At 38.5% G+C, this 16519-nt stretch carries 9 protein-coding genes and 1 pseudogene; 1 reads left to right on the forward strand and 9 read right to left on the reverse strand.

The annotated features are described in order from the left end of the window. Positions 1-6: 6 nt before the first annotated feature. From QZR90_RS07870 to QZR90_RS07890, 5 genes are all read right to left on the reverse strand, one after another. Positions 7-1284, reverse strand: coding sequence for a manganese-dependent inorganic pyrophosphatase (locus tag QZR90_RS07870; protein ID WP_295790533.1), 1278 nt, complete (start codon positions 1282-1284; stop codon positions 7-9). A gap of 482 nt (positions 1285-1766) precedes the next feature. After that, a complete protein-coding gene (dcuC, locus tag QZR90_RS07875; RefSeq protein WP_295790534.1) occupies positions 1767-3146 on the reverse strand; it encodes a C4-dicarboxylate transporter DcuC in 1380 nt (459 codons plus the stop codon). Between the two features lie 437 nt (positions 3147-3583). Then, a complete protein-coding gene (locus tag QZR90_RS07880) occupies positions 3584-6718 on the reverse strand; it encodes an efflux RND transporter permease subunit (RefSeq protein ID WP_295790537.1) in 3135 nt (1044 codons plus the stop codon). An 11-nt stretch (positions 6719-6729) separates the two neighbouring features. Next, the gene (locus QZR90_RS07885) at positions 6730-7860 is read right to left on the reverse strand and encodes an efflux RND transporter periplasmic adaptor subunit (RefSeq protein ID WP_295790538.1); all 1131 of its coding nucleotides are present in this window, start codon (positions 7858-7860) and stop codon (positions 6730-6732) included. Continuing rightward, positions 7853-8413 carry a TetR/AcrR family transcriptional regulator gene (locus tag QZR90_RS07890; RefSeq protein ID WP_295790541.1) on the reverse strand — a complete coding sequence of 187 codons (561 nt, stop codon included), beginning with the start codon at positions 8411-8413 and terminating at the stop codon, positions 7853-7855. The genes QZR90_RS07885 and QZR90_RS07890 overlap by 8 nt, the downstream gene beginning before the upstream one ends. A 471-nt stretch (positions 8414-8884) precedes the next feature. On the opposite strand from QZR90_RS07890, the gene QZR90_RS07895 reads away from it, so the two are divergent. Next, positions 8885-9289, forward strand: a complete 405-nt coding sequence (locus QZR90_RS07895; RefSeq protein ID WP_295790542.1) for a ferritin family protein — start codon at positions 8885-8887, stop codon at positions 9287-9289. A 289-nt stretch (positions 9290-9578) separates the two neighbouring features. Here QZR90_RS07895 and QZR90_RS07900 read toward each other — a convergent pair whose 3' ends face one another. The 4 genes and pseudogenes from QZR90_RS07900 to QZR90_RS07915 all read right to left on the reverse strand — a co-directional run. Beyond that, positions 9579-10133 (reverse strand): DUF1440 domain-containing protein, encoded by a 555-nt coding sequence (locus QZR90_RS07900; RefSeq protein WP_295790544.1) that lies wholly within the window; start codon positions 10131-10133, stop codon positions 9579-9581. 458 nt (positions 10134-10591) lie between these two features. Further along, positions 10592-11725 (reverse strand): DUF2827 family protein, encoded by a 1134-nt coding sequence (locus tag QZR90_RS07905; protein WP_295790546.1) that lies wholly within the window; start codon positions 11723-11725, stop codon positions 10592-10594. A gap of 512 nt (positions 11726-12237) precedes the next feature. Continuing rightward, positions 12238-13368, reverse strand: coding sequence for a DUF2827 family protein (locus QZR90_RS07910; RefSeq protein WP_295790548.1), 1131 nt, complete (start codon positions 13366-13368; stop codon positions 12238-12240). A 279-nt stretch (positions 13369-13647) separates the two neighbouring features. Then, a pseudogene (locus QZR90_RS07915) lies at positions 13648-16519 on the reverse strand (hypothetical protein); the annotation flags it as partial.

Below are 16519 nucleotides of genomic sequence, written 5' to 3' on the forward strand. Positions count from 1 at the left end.
TTATTCTTATTTCATAGCCCCTAAAATTTGAGGAACAATTTGTTTCTTACGGGATAATGTATTTGGCAAGAATACTTCTTGATCCTTCACTTCTTTACCAAATGCATTAGCTACTACAGTTGCTACATCACCGGCAAATAAAAGATTAGTACTTTCTTTTAAAATGTCAGTCACCATAATATAAGATGCTGCATAGCCATTAGAAGCTCGTAAGTCTTCAAGTGCTACTAGTAAATCAGCTTTGCGAGTTAACACATCATCAGCACTCATAGTAGTAAGCTGACCAATGCTGATTACTTGACCATTAGCAGTGAATTCCTTCATATCTGTACGAACGATTTTTTCATCGCTGAAATCAGATACATCAGCACCAGCTTTTAACATTTCGATGCCATATGCCTCTAAATCAACACCAGCAATCTTAGCTAATTTTTCAGCTGTTTCTTTATCTTTTGGAGTGCAAGTTGGTGAACGGAATAATACAGTATCAGAAATAATCGCAGATAATAATACACCTGCAATATGTTTAGGAATTTCTTGACCATATTGCCAATAGAAATTAGCAACAATTGTACAAGTACAACCTACTGGCTCATAATGAATGAAAATAGGATTTTCAGTCGTTAAGCCACCAATGCGGTGATGGTCAATATTTTCAATAATTTCAGCTTCTTCAATATCATCAATGATTTGAACTTTTTCATTGTGGTCAACAAGAATTACTTTTTGTTTATTCTTAGGAGCTTCAGCATTGGCACGTACCATACCAAGATAGATTTCACCATCAACTACAGGATAGGCCCCAGCATGACCACGGCTGAATTCGCTTAATTTTAATTCAGGATTAATAACTTGGCAACCAGCTTTAGAAACGATGTCACCAGCTGTTACTTCTTTATTTTCAAGCCAAGCATTGCCAAGTGCTTCGATTAAACGCTTAGGCATAATAACGCCAACAAATTTATCCCCTTCCACTACAGGCACGCGATTCATATCATGTTCGTCGCGCCATGCAAGTACTGCTTTAAGATCAGCTGTAGCCGGTACAGCAGGTACTTTCTCTACTACATCTTTAATGCGTACTGCAAAGCTAGTAACGATTTCAGGATGTTCAATGCCAAAATGGTTTAATACGAAACTAGTTTCTTTATTAGCAGGGCCTGCACAAATTGCTTTTGCAGGAATACCCATTTGATTCTTTAAATTTGCATAGCCTAATGCAGAGCAAAAAGAGTCTGTGTCAGGACTTTTATGGCCAGTTACTAAAATTACTTCATTACTCATGATTTCACCTCTTAATTAAATACAATAACTTGCATTTGTCATCTATACATTATATCATAATTTCCTTTATTTCTGTATGTATAGGCAAAGGAAAATAAAATTTTTACTCACATTTTACTAGCCATTCATGTATTACAATTTCTCATAGTACAACCATATTTTCTACTTTACTTACTCTATATGCGCCCCTTTTACTAGATTTAAAAATCTATTACTTATAATTATTTCTCCTAGTAACTTTAATTTTCGGATTCATTGAGATTTAATTTCTTAAGACAATAAGCCTTAATCACATAATGAGTGAAAAAATAAAATATACATAAAAAACAAAAAGATAAGAAGATAAAACGTTATTAATAGCCATACAGTTCATAACCTAACTAAATAGAAAAAGCAGCAGTAGAGCTCATCACTCTACTACTGCCTTTATTTGTGTTGAAGATGTACAAAAAGTAGTTTCAATCCTTGGGGGAATCAATATTTTATAAGAAGAACACGAAGTTGGCTATTACTAATGTAATACCTGCGCCAATCATAGGAATTGCTGTACGTTTTACAAGGTCAAAAGAAGAAATCCCTGCCATGCCAGATGCTACAACGATTACAGCTGTAATTGGAGAAATAGCGCGGAACGCACTCGCAATAAAGTGCATTGGTAAAATCATTAGTGCCGTAGACACACCAGTATGTGCTGCAATATTTGGTACTAAGTTAGCAAATGCGAAGAATGGCGCATTACCAGATCCCATTACAATGGCAGAAATACCGATGATGGAAACCATAACTAATGTAATACCAATACCGCCGAAACCGGAAGTCTTAGCCCATTCGATAAGGGCATCAATAGTACCAATAGACATTAAGCCTTTAGCAAAAATTTCACCTGCTACGATAAGACTCACTACATTTGCCATTTGACGGCCCATGCCATCAAAGTACACTTGTAAGTCTTCCATAGCCAATTTGCCATTAAAGGTACGAAGGAATTGGAAAATCATGCCCACTGCAGTACCTACAAACATAGCTACTATAATGTTCATCTTAATCCAGGAAATCCATAAACTAGAGAAGGATAAAATAATAGCTAATGGAATAACAGGTAAGATCGCATAATAAATAGGCGCTTCTTTCTTTAAGTCTTCATTAGTCATTTTACCTTCGTCAACGCTGCCAGCTTGAGCTTGAACAACATGACCATCGCGTTTATCCATATATTTTTGAGTAAAATAATGCAATACTGCTACTACAGGAATTACGCAAAGAGCCACTGGCACTTGATAGGAATGCCAATATGTTACAGGGTCAATATTTGCAAGTTCAGCAGCAAAAATAGTACCGGTGTCACTTGGACTCCAGTCTAAACATAAAGTTGTAGCAATAGCTGCTGTAGCAGACAATTTGCTCACGCCAAGAGCTGTTAATACTGGATACATAGTAACCATCAATAACATGGCAAGACCAGACGCACTGTTAATAGCTAGACCAATAACCATACCTAAAATCCAGCACGCACTTAGTACGATATATGGAGATTTTAGAGCTCTTAATGGCTTAATAGTTAAGGTAACTAGCGCACGAGAAGCACCAATATGGTCCATGTAACGAGCAAAACCACCTACGGCCATAATGTTTAGACCTAATTTAGCAGCGCGGCTACTAAATAAGTTTTTAATTTGCTCAAAAATGTCGAAAATAAAATTGCCTGTCGATTGTTTTGCAGGAATAATTTCGCCATAACCAAGCAAGTGGGATAGCAAGAGTAGAATAATACCACCTAACAAGAGCACGGCTTGTGCTTTGTAGCGCTTAAATACTAGTAGGCCAACCCACAGAATTACTACTAACGAAATAGCAATATTCATAACACTACCTCCATCAACACATAAATAAAAGGACTCCCTTTTAACTGATTCTACTTGTTTTAAATTATACCACAATCACATAAATATTACTCATGCTTAAAATGCATATTTTTAATAATTAATAAAGTAAATTATATAGAATATATTATTTTTTCTTATTCAGAATTACTTTGTCTTTTATCTGCGGATTTTAATCTACCAGAAAAGAACTCCCCTCACGTGAGTGGTAGATACGTAAATAAAAAGGACCGATATAAAATACATCGATCCTTAATATAGAAGTTAATAATTAAAACTTATTTTTGCATTTTAGTAGTCTAGGCCTACACCTTATACACTAAAATTAATATGTTTTATCTATAATATTAACTTATCACTATTAACTTATTGAGCTGTATAGTTAACTATACAGAACAGATTAGCTTGAAAAGGCTAACTTATTTCTTTTTACCTAAGCCAATCTTTTCAATCATAATAAATAGCATTGGAATAACAAAGATACCGAAAATAGTAGCTGATGTCATGCCCGCTACTACGGTAATACCCATGGATACACGAGCACCGGAACCAGCACCTGTGGAAATAGCCAATGGAATACAACCAAGAATAAAGGCCAATGATGTCATCAAAATTGGACGTAAACGAATTTTAGCCGCTTCAATAGCTGCATCTACGATGCGCATACCGCGTTCTTCAACACGAATCTTCGCATATTCTATAATCAGAATCGCATTTTTCGCGGCCAAACCAATGAGCGTTAAGAGACCAATTTGTAGATAAATATCATTAGTCAAGCTATAACTGCCAGTCAAGTTGAGTAAATATGGAGCTACCGCTGCACCAATAATCCCTGATGGAACAGAGAACAATACGGCAAATGGTACTTTCCAAGATTCGTACAAGGCCGCTAACACCAAGAATACGAACACAATACCCATGCCCAAGATCAAGCCAGTTTGGCTACCAGATTTAACCTCTTCACGAGATTGCTCTGCCCATTCATAACTATAACCTTGTGGCAAGTTTTTAGCTGCTTCTTGTAACGCTGCAATAGCATCACCAGAACTGTAGCCACTACCTTCACTACCACCGATTTTAACAGCTGGATAGTTGTTAAAACGTGTAATCGTAGATACGGAAGTCGTTGCTGTAGATGTAATGTAGTTAGATACTGGGATTAAAGTACCAGCACTATTGGCTACATAAATATTACTATTCATTTCTGGCGAAATACGATAATCCTGAGAAGCTTGGATAACTACTTTGTAGTTTTTACCAAATTCAGTAAAGTCATTAACTTGAATACCGCCATAGAAACCTTGAAGTGTTGTAAAAATATCACTTACGCTTACACCATCACGAGCTGCTTTATCACGGTTAACTTCAAAGTCATAAGATGGTGTTCCATCACTATAGGTTGTATAAATAGAACCGAACACTGGATTTTGACGTGCTTCACCTAAGAACTCATTAACAACCTGAGCCATTTCTTCAGGAGAGTCACCAGCTTTATTGATAATATACATGGAGAAACCACCAGTATTACCAAGGCCAGGAATTGGAGGTGGGTTTAAGGCTAACACAGTAGCTTCTGGTACATTACCACCAGCAAAGCCCATGGTCTTACCAAGTTTAGTGTTAATGTCTTGACCTACACCTGTACGTTCGCCCCAATCAGTTAAGGTAGCAAAGATAATACCAGCACTTGTTTTCTGACCGCCACCTAAAATGTCAAAGCCAGATACACCGATATTGCCTTTAATATCTTTATCCTCTTGTAAGAAGGAACTTACTTTACTGATAACACTCAAGGTACGCGATGTCGTAGCCCCGTCTGGTAATTGAATAGCAATCATATAGTAACCACTATCCTCAGCAGGCACGAAGGCTGATGGCAACACTCTAAATACCCCTACAGATACAAGAGAAAAAGCCACTAATGCTACAACTGTAATCCATAAATGGCGAGCTAATTTAGCTAGGCGATATCCATACCAGTCACTAAATTTATCTAACCACTCATTGAATTTATTTAAACCACGATGAATGAAGTTCTCTTTTTCATTTGGCTTATGAGGACGAAGCATCATAGCACAAAGCGCTGGAGTTAAGGTTAAGGCCACGAAAGCTGAAATACCTACAGACACGGCAATGGTCAACGCGAACTGCTTGTACAAGATACCAGTCATACCACCCATAAAGGATACTGGAATAAATACAGAAGCCAATACAAAGGCGATACCAATTACTGGACCTTGTACATTTTCCATGGCGATAACTGTTGCATCATGTGGATTTTTACCATTGACTTTAATTTCATATTCTACGGCCTCAATAACAACGATGGCGTCATCGACAACCAGACCAATGGCCAATACCATGGCGAATAAGGTAAGTGTATTAATGGTAAAATCAAGTACTTCAAAAGCTGCAAATGTACCGAGCAAGGATACTGGTACCGCAATCATAGGGATCAAAGTAGAGCGCCAGGACTGCAAGAAGATGTACACGATAATAGCAACCAGTAACAAGGCTTCAACGAAGGTATGAATAACTTCTTCAATGGAGGCCGTTACAAATTCAGTATTATCTACTACGATCTGTAATTGTACATCTGGTGGCAAGCTCTTTTCCTGCTCAGTTAAGATATTCTTAACTTCAGAAATCGTTTGAATCGCATTCGCATCATTTGTCAAGGAAAGGGCGAATACCGCTACCGGTTTACCTTCCCCTACGGCGGATACACTATAGCTCTTAGCACCTAAATTAATAGTTGCTACATCTTTTAAACGCAATAAATTACCATTGCTATCTTTTTTGATAATAATGTTGCCAAATTCTTCTGGTGTAGTCAAACGACCAGCCAATGTAATCGGCATTGTTTTTTGCTGTACAGAAGGCGTTGGGTCAGCACCAATCGTACCTGCTGCAGCCTGTTTATTTTGTGATGAAATAACACTGTTAATTTCTGCTACAGTAACGCCATGTTGAGCCATCTTAGTTGGATCAAGCCATACGCGCATAGCAAAGTCAGAACCGAACTCTTGCACACTACCTACACCATCGACAGATTTAATTTCGTCCATCATGTAGTTAGATGCATAGTTCTTTAAAAATGTTTCATCATATGTACCATTTGGTGATTTTAAAGCAAATACCAACGACATATCGCCTGTTGATTTAGTAGTTGTTACCCCGATGGTCTGAACTTCTGTAGGCAAGGATGCAAGGGCACGTTGCACGCGGTTTTGCGTATTAACTGTGTCCATGTCAGCATCAGTACCTTGGTCGAATTGAACCGTCAAGGAATAAGTACCATTACTTGTACTTGTAGAAAGCATGTAGTCAAAGTCTTGAACACCTACGATTTGGCTTTCAATAACAGAGGCTACAGTGTCACTTACTACTGATGCAGAGGCACCAGTGTAAGTTGCACTAACTTGTACTTGCGGAGGCGTAATCTCTGGATACCGCGCTACTGGCAAAGTAAACATAGAAATAGCCCCTACAATCGTAATGATCAGCGATATAACGATGGCGAATATTGGTCGGTTAATAAAAAATTTCGACACGATATACCCCCTTATTTATTAGTTGATTCTAATTGTGCTTTAGTCACTTCAGTGCCTTTAACTTTTACGCCATTACGTACTTTTGTTAATCCGTCAACAACGATAGTTTGGCCTGATTTTAAACCACTTGTTACAATTGTATAAACACCTTGTGTACCACTAGTTTCCACTGGAACTTGCGTTACTGTACCTGATTCATCAACTACATAAACAAAGGATTTATTAAGAACCTGTGTAATCGCTTTTGTTGGAACTAAAATTGCATTTTTAATTAAATCGCCAGGCGAAATAATTGTGGCATACATATTAGGAATTAATAAACGATTTGGATTTGGGAAAGAGGCTTTGAATACTAATTGACCAGAAGAACTATCAAGGTTTTTAGCTGCTTCAGTAATTGTACCGGTATATTGATATGTACTACCGTCAGCCAGGCGAAGTTGTAATGGTTTATCAGTCATTTCGCCACCAGTAGTTTTCATGAAATTCAAGTATTCAGACTCACTCATACTGAATTGTACATATACTGGGTCAACAGAATTCAAGGTTACCAATGTTGTAGAACCAGCTGTTACATAGGTACCAAGGTCTACATCATCCATTTGTAATGTACCATCAAATGGCGCATAAATTACAACATCTTGTAAATTGTCTTGTGCAATGCGAACAGACGCTTCATTAGCAGCTAAAGCAGCTCTTTGCTGTTCTGCAGTGCTTGCTTGGGTGTCAAGAGTTTGACGAGCAATAGCATCTTCATCCGCTAATTGTTGATAACGCTGTAAATCGCGTTCTGCATTTAATAAGGAAGCATTACTACTTGCTGCTGTAGCTTGTGCACTGGCAAGATTTGCTTCATATTGACGAGAGTCCAAGCGGAATAAAGGTTGTCCCTTCACAACTTGTTCCCCACCTTTAACATATTTTTCTACCACATGTCCTGAAACACGTGCATGAATAGCTGTGCTATTCTGAGCCGTTACTGTACCATTAAAGGAAACAGGAATCTGCGCATCAGATGTTGCAATTTTATAAGTGTTTACAGCTATTTCGCTTTGCTTCTGTTCTTGCTGACCACATCCCGCAAGAACCATCACCATAGCCATAACACCAGCTACAGCACCTAAATAACGAAATTTACTCATTACTTGCCTCCTCATTTAAAATTCCGTGTAATACTATATCTACGATGTCTTCAAAAAGCTCAAAACAATATTCAGGATTCCGATTAGGATCTCTAAATACTGTTTGTACATTGCTCTTTAACATCTCCACTAACACACGAGCGTTAAATGGACGACATACGCCCAATTTAATTTGTTCTTCGAAAAACACTGCTAATTCATCCCAATCTTCCGCCATAACACGTTCTACTTGCTCAATCAAAGATGGAATAGCTGCAAACATAATGCGATATTGGTCCCCACGAATGGCATTATTCACATCAAGTTTTGTAAAATACTTGCGTAATTTTGCTTCAAAATCAAGTGACTCATCAGCTAAAATATCGCGGTGTAATTGATGATATTCATGTGCACGCGACACAACGATTCGCTCTATAATTTCATTTTTAGAATAAAAATTTTCATATAAAGTGCGCTTGCTAATATTTAATCGCTTAGCTAAATCATCCATGCGAAACGATGCACCATGGAGTTCAATTTCTTTAACAGCTGCTTCAAGAATTCGCTTCTTCATTGTCCCCTCCTAACACACACTCTCAAAAAACTTTAATTTTGGTCCTTTGAGTATTACAGCTTATGTTTATGGATATATTACAAATAATACCTATACATTAAATTAAATACTCTATCTAATTCTTAACTATAATAAGCTCTCGAAAACCATTCAGAAAACTCTAGTACCATACATCAGTTTATCTGAAATCAGCTCTATTGTCAATATAAATCGCATGAAATACATGCAAAGTTTTCAATTTACCTATGCCTATTCAGACATAATAAAATAACTACTCAACTATATTCATTTCATTTGATTGTATGCTTTTAAATTGACAGCTATTTTGTTTTATGTTATCATAAATATAGAAGCAAATCTATAAACCTATAAATTTATCTTGTAACGTACCTGGCATTATAAGAAAACATGCTTCCTTAATCCCTATCACTTACATAGGTTATATTTTCACTATACAAAGGAGAAATTAATATGTCATTATATAATTCCACTAAAGGCTCTCAATTTGAAGAAATTTTCAACAACTCCATACAAGCTGAGTTATATGGTGTAAAAGTGTACATGGCACTAGCCCATCTAGCTAAACAGCAAGGCCTCGACGATGCAGCCAAAGTGTTTCATCACATTGCCGTACAAGAAGGTGAACATGCTGGTATGTATGCTGTGGCTAATGGCGAAGTAAATGAAAGCTTCTGGAATATGGTAAAACAAATTCAAGCGCTGGAAGAGGCTGCCGATGACAATCTCTCCGCTCGCGCCGAAGAACTTAAAGAAGCTGGTTTCATTGATGCTAGTAACGAAGTGGCACGCATCGCTAAAGAAGAAAAAGCTCATGGTCTTCTATTAGCAGACTTGTTAAAAAAATATAATAAATAATAAAAACTCGTCTAATAATAAATAATTAACAAAAACTCATCAAGTCATAAATAAAAACCCTATAAAGTAATAAATTAAAACCTTATTAAGTAATAAATAAAAAACCTCGTCTTATTGATTCTCTCAATACAACAACCCCCCTTAAAGTTAAACTTTTTAAGTCTAACCTTTTGTGGTCACTGCATTAAGAGTTTCGTTAAGACGAGGTATTTTTTTAGCCATATATCTGTTACGATTCGTACTTTTTATTACTGTTCGTATTCTTTATTACGAATCGTGTACCTTATTACTATTCGTATTTTTCAGGATCAAGCTCGCCAGTCATTCGATTACGCAAATCACGACGTGCTACTTCCATAATCCAAAGCCACCACAAATGACCAAATAATTCAGACACATGTTCATCAAATGGAATTTCTGGCAATGGAGGTACAAGACCCATTAATGGCATTACAATTACATGAGCAAACAAGTAAATAAAGAAGCCAAATACGCAGCCTTGCCACATTTTAATACGTGGCCAATATTCCGCAATTACACAGTACATTACACCAAATACGACCGAGAATAATACATGAACGATAAATACATCTAGTGGTAAATGCACGCCTGAGAAGGTATAGGATAAGTCAGATGTATGAAACATATCGAGTATAACTTTTGGTGGAGTTACACGTTCCATAGCGCCAATTGGCCAGAATACATCTGGATTGCGTGGCGGAAATGGTACTTCCCACCCCCATTTAGCAATAGCGCCAATAATACCTACAATAATGCCGATAAGTACAGACAAACCTACACGGCGACGACTTGGTTCTGTGATGTAATTAAAACCGACTTTCATCACAAAGCCCCCTTTCTGATACTTTTTTACAAGTTATATTTATTTTCTACTTGTAAACCAGTATCAGTATACCACCATCACATTCTATAGTGTAGAGAATATTTTATTCCAATTATACATATTTTTTATGCCTAGTAGTAAAGCTTTTTATATGTTTTTACTACATTTTTTCTTCATTATTAATATTACACTACTCGCTACTGCTGATTTAGCTAACTATATATCTAAACATTCGCCAAGAATACAAATAAAATTAATTCTCATTTATTTAATAAAAAGAGCCTTCTAGTACCACTACAACCCAAAAGAGTCTGCTACTCCCACTCCAACGTAAAATCCCACATTACTACCACTCCAACATAAAAGCCCCCTACCATTACTGCTCCAACCTAAAAGCCCCTATTCTTACCACTCAAAGCTAAAATCCCCTACTATTACCACTCCCCAAAATACTAATATTACGCCAATACCTCTTCAAGTAAATCTTGGTACGCTTTCACAACATCTTTATTATAGGGGGACAAAGTTTCTAAGAACGCTTCATTTCTAGCTTTATGCTCTTCAAACTGTTCATCATAATGATAAATCGCCGCCAAGAGTTGGTCAGCCCCTTCAAAAGCGTCAAATTCATTGTAAAAATATCCTACATTGGCTTCTTTTAAGAATGGGGAATTATGCACAAGTGGATAATTGCCATATAAAGCCTCATAATACGCATAGTTAAGACCTAATTCCCATTGGAATGACAATACAATATCTGTGTAGCGAGACAAAAAGTATGGCATTAAATGACGGCTTTCAACAGTCATAATATTTTGCTTTACCAATTGTGTATACCCTATAAAGTTGTGGAAACCAGATACTTTGCGACGATCAAAGGTATTACAAAGATATACATGGTCTAAAGCATCCTTATCGCGTTTGTATACTTCTTCTGCAATTAATACTGGTGTGTAACAATTTTTAACAACTGATGTATTCGGTTCAAACACAGATACGCGGCGTCCTGGTTTCGTTTTATCTGGATTATAACCAAAATGAAGCCCCTCTTGTAATTGCGCTACTTGACGGTCAAAGAAAAATGAATTCCAAATATGAGGAACTACACTCACTTTGGCGCCGGTCATAATACTAATGTAGGGTATATTCGTTTTTGCAATTTGAGGAATAACCCATACAGCATCATACGTACTGCCATTGAAACCACGGCCACCATCTTTGCCAACGAGGAATTTCTCCATATCCCAAATAAAATCGTTGCCCATGCGGAAAGACACAATCTTAGCGCCATATTTACGAAACTCTTTTTCATAAAATGGCTCCAATGTGAGCGTACCTTCAATAAGTACGTCCGTAGTTTCTACCACCTCTTCATAAGGGTAAATCTTCACCCCCATAGCATCTACTTCTAACTCCTTAGGCAAAGTCTTAAGATCATTCCCCCAGAAAACAAAATATACATCTTCTACGAAAGGAATCTGCATAAGAGTTTCCTTCATAAAATACATATTCTGCCCTGCCCCATTTGACCAAATATGCTTATACGTAGACCCCCAGAAGAACGTAATACCAATGCGAATCTTTGACTTCATTATAAACTCCTTTAAACACAATCTAATACAATATTTGCACGAAATTTTATGAGTAAAATTATACTATTTTCATCTAAAACCACTATGAAATTTCCGGCTAAACCTTCGAAATTTCCCCTTATTTTTCAATTTTATTGCAAAAAACTAGCACAAAGTACAATTACTGTTCTTTGTGCTAGTTTTATTATTATTTTTATTTTTAGTATTTTATATCAATATTATTAACTTTTTAGGTCAAAGTACTTTCGCTCTTTTATGAGCGAATACTTTGTACCCTTTTCTCACTGATTAGTTTGTATTCTTTTGCAATCTAATACTTTATATTCTTTTATCATTGAATACTTTGTACTCTTTTGCGATTGAATACTTTCTACCGTCTAGTCAATAAGAATGTCAATTCATTTATAAACTAACCTTCTTTTTTATTTTATTTATATTTTATAAAATATTTAAAAATTGAATTGTTTTAATATAGATAAAATTATCAATCCATCAGAATATTTTATTTCTATCTACCATATACTGCGTAACGCTTCACTATACGCTTTAACAACATCATCATTGTAAGGTGACAAACTCTCTAAAAAACGTGCATTGTTGCGTCGATGTTCTTTTATATGATCGTCATAATGGTAAATAGCCTCCCGCAATGCATCAGCTCCTTTAAAGGCATCAAATTCAGGATAGTAAAAACCTACATTAGCTTGTTCTAAAAAAGGCGAGTTATGCACAAGTGGATAGTCACCATACAAAGCTTCGTAATAAGCATAGTTTAAGCCCAACTCCCACTGAAACGATAAAACAATATCAGTATATTTAGACAAAAAGTATGGCATAGGATACCGCGCTTCCACCGTCATCACATTGTCTTTTACAAGTTGTGTATAACCAATAAAATTATGGAACCCAGACACATTTCGTTGATTAAAGGTATTACATAAATACACATGACTAATGGCTGTTTTTTCATTTTTGTACAAAGCTTCAGCGATGAGAATAGGTACATATACGTTTTTAACTACTGATGTATTAGGTTCAAAAACTGAAATCCGCCGTTGTCCTAATGCTCGCTTCGCTTTATAGCCAAAGCGATATTCTCTCGGCAGCTGTTTAATCCCCCACTGCATAAATGTTGGATCCCATAAATGAGGCACTTCACGCACTTCACTATGAGTCATAATCTTTACATATGGAAGATTGGTTTTTACAATTTGTGGAATAAGCCATACAGCATCATAGGTTGCGCCATTAAACGCACGCCCCCCATCTTTATGATTAATAAACTTTTCCAAATCCCATATAAAATCATTCCCCATTCTAAATGAAATAATTTTAGTTCCATGATTTCTAAATAAACGCTCTAATTCAGGGGTAAGAGCCAAAGTGCCTTCTATAAGTACATCCGTTGTAGTCAGCACATCTTCGTAGGAGTATAACTTTACATTCATCACATCAAGACCTAAATTACGAGGCACTGAGGATGCATCATTTCCCCAGTAGACAAAGTATACATCTTCTACAAAAGGAATTTGCATCAATGTTTCCTTCAAAAAATACATATTTTGACCAGCCCCATTGGACCAGAGATTTTTATACTGAGAGCCCCAAAAATAAGTAATCCCAATGCGAATTTTATTTTTCATTTTACAACTCCTTTCGCGTTTTACCAAATGACTTAAAGTGCATTATATATAATCAATATGAATACTAGAAGTATTTTCTCAATTAAAATATATTTTAAACTTTTCCTTGTAACTATATAACAGATAGCCTAAAGTTTACAACTTCTTAACATTTAAAAGTTACAACTTATAATAAGCAACATAAAAACTAGCAACTACTCTCCTAAATAAAATTTAGTAAATAGTTGCTAGTTTAATGCTAGAAGGATTTTTTAGAGTTTTATACGGTCAACCAAGTTCTTATTTAGCTGCCAATTGAGCTACCATTGCTTCAAGTTTAGCAATACGTTCATTTTGAGCAGTAATTTCAGCTTGTTGCTGTTGAATTTGGCTAGCTTGTGTTTCATTAGCTGCCGTTAATTGGTTAATGCGTTGTTGTGCTTCCTTACCTGCTAATTGTTGTGCTTCAGCTCTTTCACGTTGTGAAGATGTACCGAATTTCCAGGTTACACCAGCATTAGCCATCACTTTAGCATCATGATCACCATAAGCAAGGCCAGCATTGATCATAGTGGAATCATTAATATAATGAGCTACGCCTACTGCCATTGCATTATGACCACGATATGTACCTACACCAGCCATAATTTGAGTTGGTTCAGCTGGATCATATTGAATTGGTTTCAAGCTACTTAAAGCGGCACTTAAAGAACCAACATTTCTAATTTCTTTAGTCAAGGAGCTATTCATAGAATTCAATTGACGAACATTTACAGCATCCGTGTCATTAATACCATCAGCTACATTAGTAATACGACGTTCATTACCAGCAGAGCCAACAGATACTGTATTTTCTTCATCAGCTACAGAGTTTGCACCTAAGGCTACAGAATTAGAAGCAGTAGCAGAAGCACCTGTACCTAAAGCGGTTGCGTTGTCTGCTGTAGCAGAAGCACCAGCACCTACGGAAGTAGCCCCGCTACCAGTAGCTACCGCATTAGCACCTAAAGCAGATGCATTATCGCCAATAGCCGTAGCATTAGCACCAAGAGATGATGCATTATCCCCTTCAGCAGTTGCGCCAGCACCTACAGCAGATGCGCCGGTACCAGTTGCGGTTGCACTGTCACCCATAGCAGTTGCATTGTCACCAGTTGCTTCCGAGTCAGTACCAACCGTAGTAGCACCATCACCAGTAGCTGTACCACCAGTAATGCCACTATCTACAAGATTTTGAATAGCGGATGATACAGCCGTAGATGCAGAGCTTGCTGCTTCAGTTGCACTGGATGCAGCTGCCGTTGCTGTAGATGCCGCTTCACTTGCAGAATCTGCAGCCGAACTTGCTGATGAAGCGGAGCTGCTAGCAGCATCAGCACTTTCAGTGGCACTACTTGCACTGCTATCAGCGGCAGTAGCACTAGATTCTGCACTAGATGCACTATCAGCAGCCGCTGTCGCGCTAGATGCAGATTCTGTCGCACTAGAACTTGCGGAGCTTGCACTTTCAGAAGCAGATGTTGCACTGGATTCGGATGCTGTTGCACTAGATTCAGACGCTGTAGCACTGGACTCAGAGGCTGTAGCGCTAGATGCAGACGCCGTTGCGCTTGATTCAGAGGCTGTTGCACTGGATGCAGACGCTGTGGCACTAGATTCAGATGCTGTAGCACTGGATGCAGACGCTGTGGCACTAGATTCAGAGGCTGTGGCACTAGATGCAGACGCCGTTGCACTGGATTCAGAGGCCGTTGCACTGGATGCGGATGCGGTAGCGCTGGATGCAGAGGCTGTTGCACTAGATTCAGAGGCCGTTGCACTGGATTCGGATGCGGTAGCACTGGATGCGGATGCCGTTGCGCTTGATTCAGACGCCGTTGCACTAGATTCAGAGGCTGTAGCACTGGATGCAAAGGCTGTGGCACTGGATTCGGACGCCGTTGCGCTAGATGCGGATGCCGTTGCACTAGATTCAGATGCCGTTGCACTGGATGCAGACGCTGTGGCACTGGATTCAGATGCCGTTGCGCTGGATGCGGATGCGGTTGCACTGGATGCAGATGCCGTTGCACTGGATTCGGACGCGGTTGCACTGGATTCAGATGCGATAGCACTAGATTCCGCATTAGATGCACTAGTACTTGCAGCCTCAGCACTAGTTGATGCATTAGATTCACTTACCGCTGCATTGGATGCGCTTGTACTTGCTGCATCGGCACTAGATTGAGCTTCTGTTGCGCTAACCGCAGCGGAGGAAGCACTTGTGCTAGCTTGTTGAGCCCACGATTCAGATACTTCAGCACTAGATAAGGAAGAAGAAGCACTAGTACTTGCTGCATCTGCACTAGAAGTAGCACTGGATGCACTGGTGCTTGCTGCTTCGGCACTAGTAGATGCACTAGAAGCGCTTGTAGCTGCATTGCTTTCACTTACTGCTGCATTAGATGCACTTGTGCTGGCTGCATCGGCACTAGTAGAGGCACTGGACGCACTAGATACTGCATTACTTTCACTTACTGCTGCATTGGATGCACTTGTGCTTGCTACGGTTGCACTAGATGTAGCTGTACTTGCACTTGTGCTTGCTACGGTTGCACTAGATGTAGCTGTACTTGCACTCGTACTTGCTGCATCTGCACTAGAGGTAGCACTGGATGCACTGGTACTTGCTGCCTCGGCACTTGTAGATGCACTGGATGCACTAATGGATGCAGTACTTTCACTTACCGCTGCATTAGATGCACTTGTGCTGGCTGCATCGGCACTAGTCGATGCACTGGATGCACTAGACGCTGCATTAGTTTCACTTACTGCTGCATTGGATGCACTTGTGCTTGCTACAGTCGCACTAGATACAGCTGCACTGGCACTAGTACTTGCTGCAGTAGCGCTAGATGTAGCCGTACTTGCACTACTACTTGCTACCGTTGCACTAGATGTAGCTGTGCTTGCACTCGTACTTGCTGATTCAGCACTTGTAGATGCACTGGATGCGCTAGTGGATGCAGTACTTTCACTTACTGCTGCATTAGATGCACTTGTACTTGCTGCATCGGCACTAGTAGATGCGCTGGATGCACTAGACACTGCATTGCTTTCACTTACTGCTGCATTGGATGCGCTTGTGCTTGCTACAGTTGCACTGGATGTAGCTGTACTCGCACTCGTACTT

It is taken from the genome of uncultured Veillonella sp. (genome assembly GCF_900545795.1).
Taxonomy (GTDB): Bacteria; Bacillota; Negativicutes; order Veillonellales; family Veillonellaceae; genus Veillonella_A.

Coding starts and splice junctions, on each gene's coding strand:
- QZR90_RS07885 (WP_295790538.1), bottom strand. CDS start 7,860: ATGAGTAAATTTCGTTATTTAGGTGCTGTAGCTGGTGTTATGGCTATG.
- QZR90_RS07895 (WP_295790542.1), top strand. CDS start 8,885: ATGTCATTATATAATTCCACTAAAGGCTCTCAATTTGAAGAAATTTTC.
- QZR90_RS07890 (WP_295790541.1), bottom strand. CDS start 8,413: ATGAAGAAGCGAATTCTTGAAGCAGCTGTTAAAGAAATTGAACTCCAT.
- QZR90_RS07905 (WP_295790546.1), bottom strand. CDS start 11,725: ATGAAGTCAAAGATTCGCATTGGTATTACGTTCTTCTGGGGGTCTACG.
- QZR90_RS07910 (WP_295790548.1), bottom strand. CDS start 13,368: ATGAAAAATAAAATTCGCATTGGGATTACTTATTTTTGGGGCTCTCAG.
- QZR90_RS07900 (WP_295790544.1), bottom strand. CDS start 10,133: ATGAAAGTCGGTTTTAATTACATCACAGAACCAAGTCGTCGCCGTGTA.
- dcuC (WP_295790534.1), bottom strand. CDS start 3,146: ATGAATATTGCTATTTCGTTAGTAGTAATTCTGTGGGTTGGCCTACTA.
- QZR90_RS07870 (WP_295790533.1), bottom strand. CDS start 1,284: ATGAGTAATGAAGTAATTTTAGTAACTGGCCATAAAAGTCCTGACACA.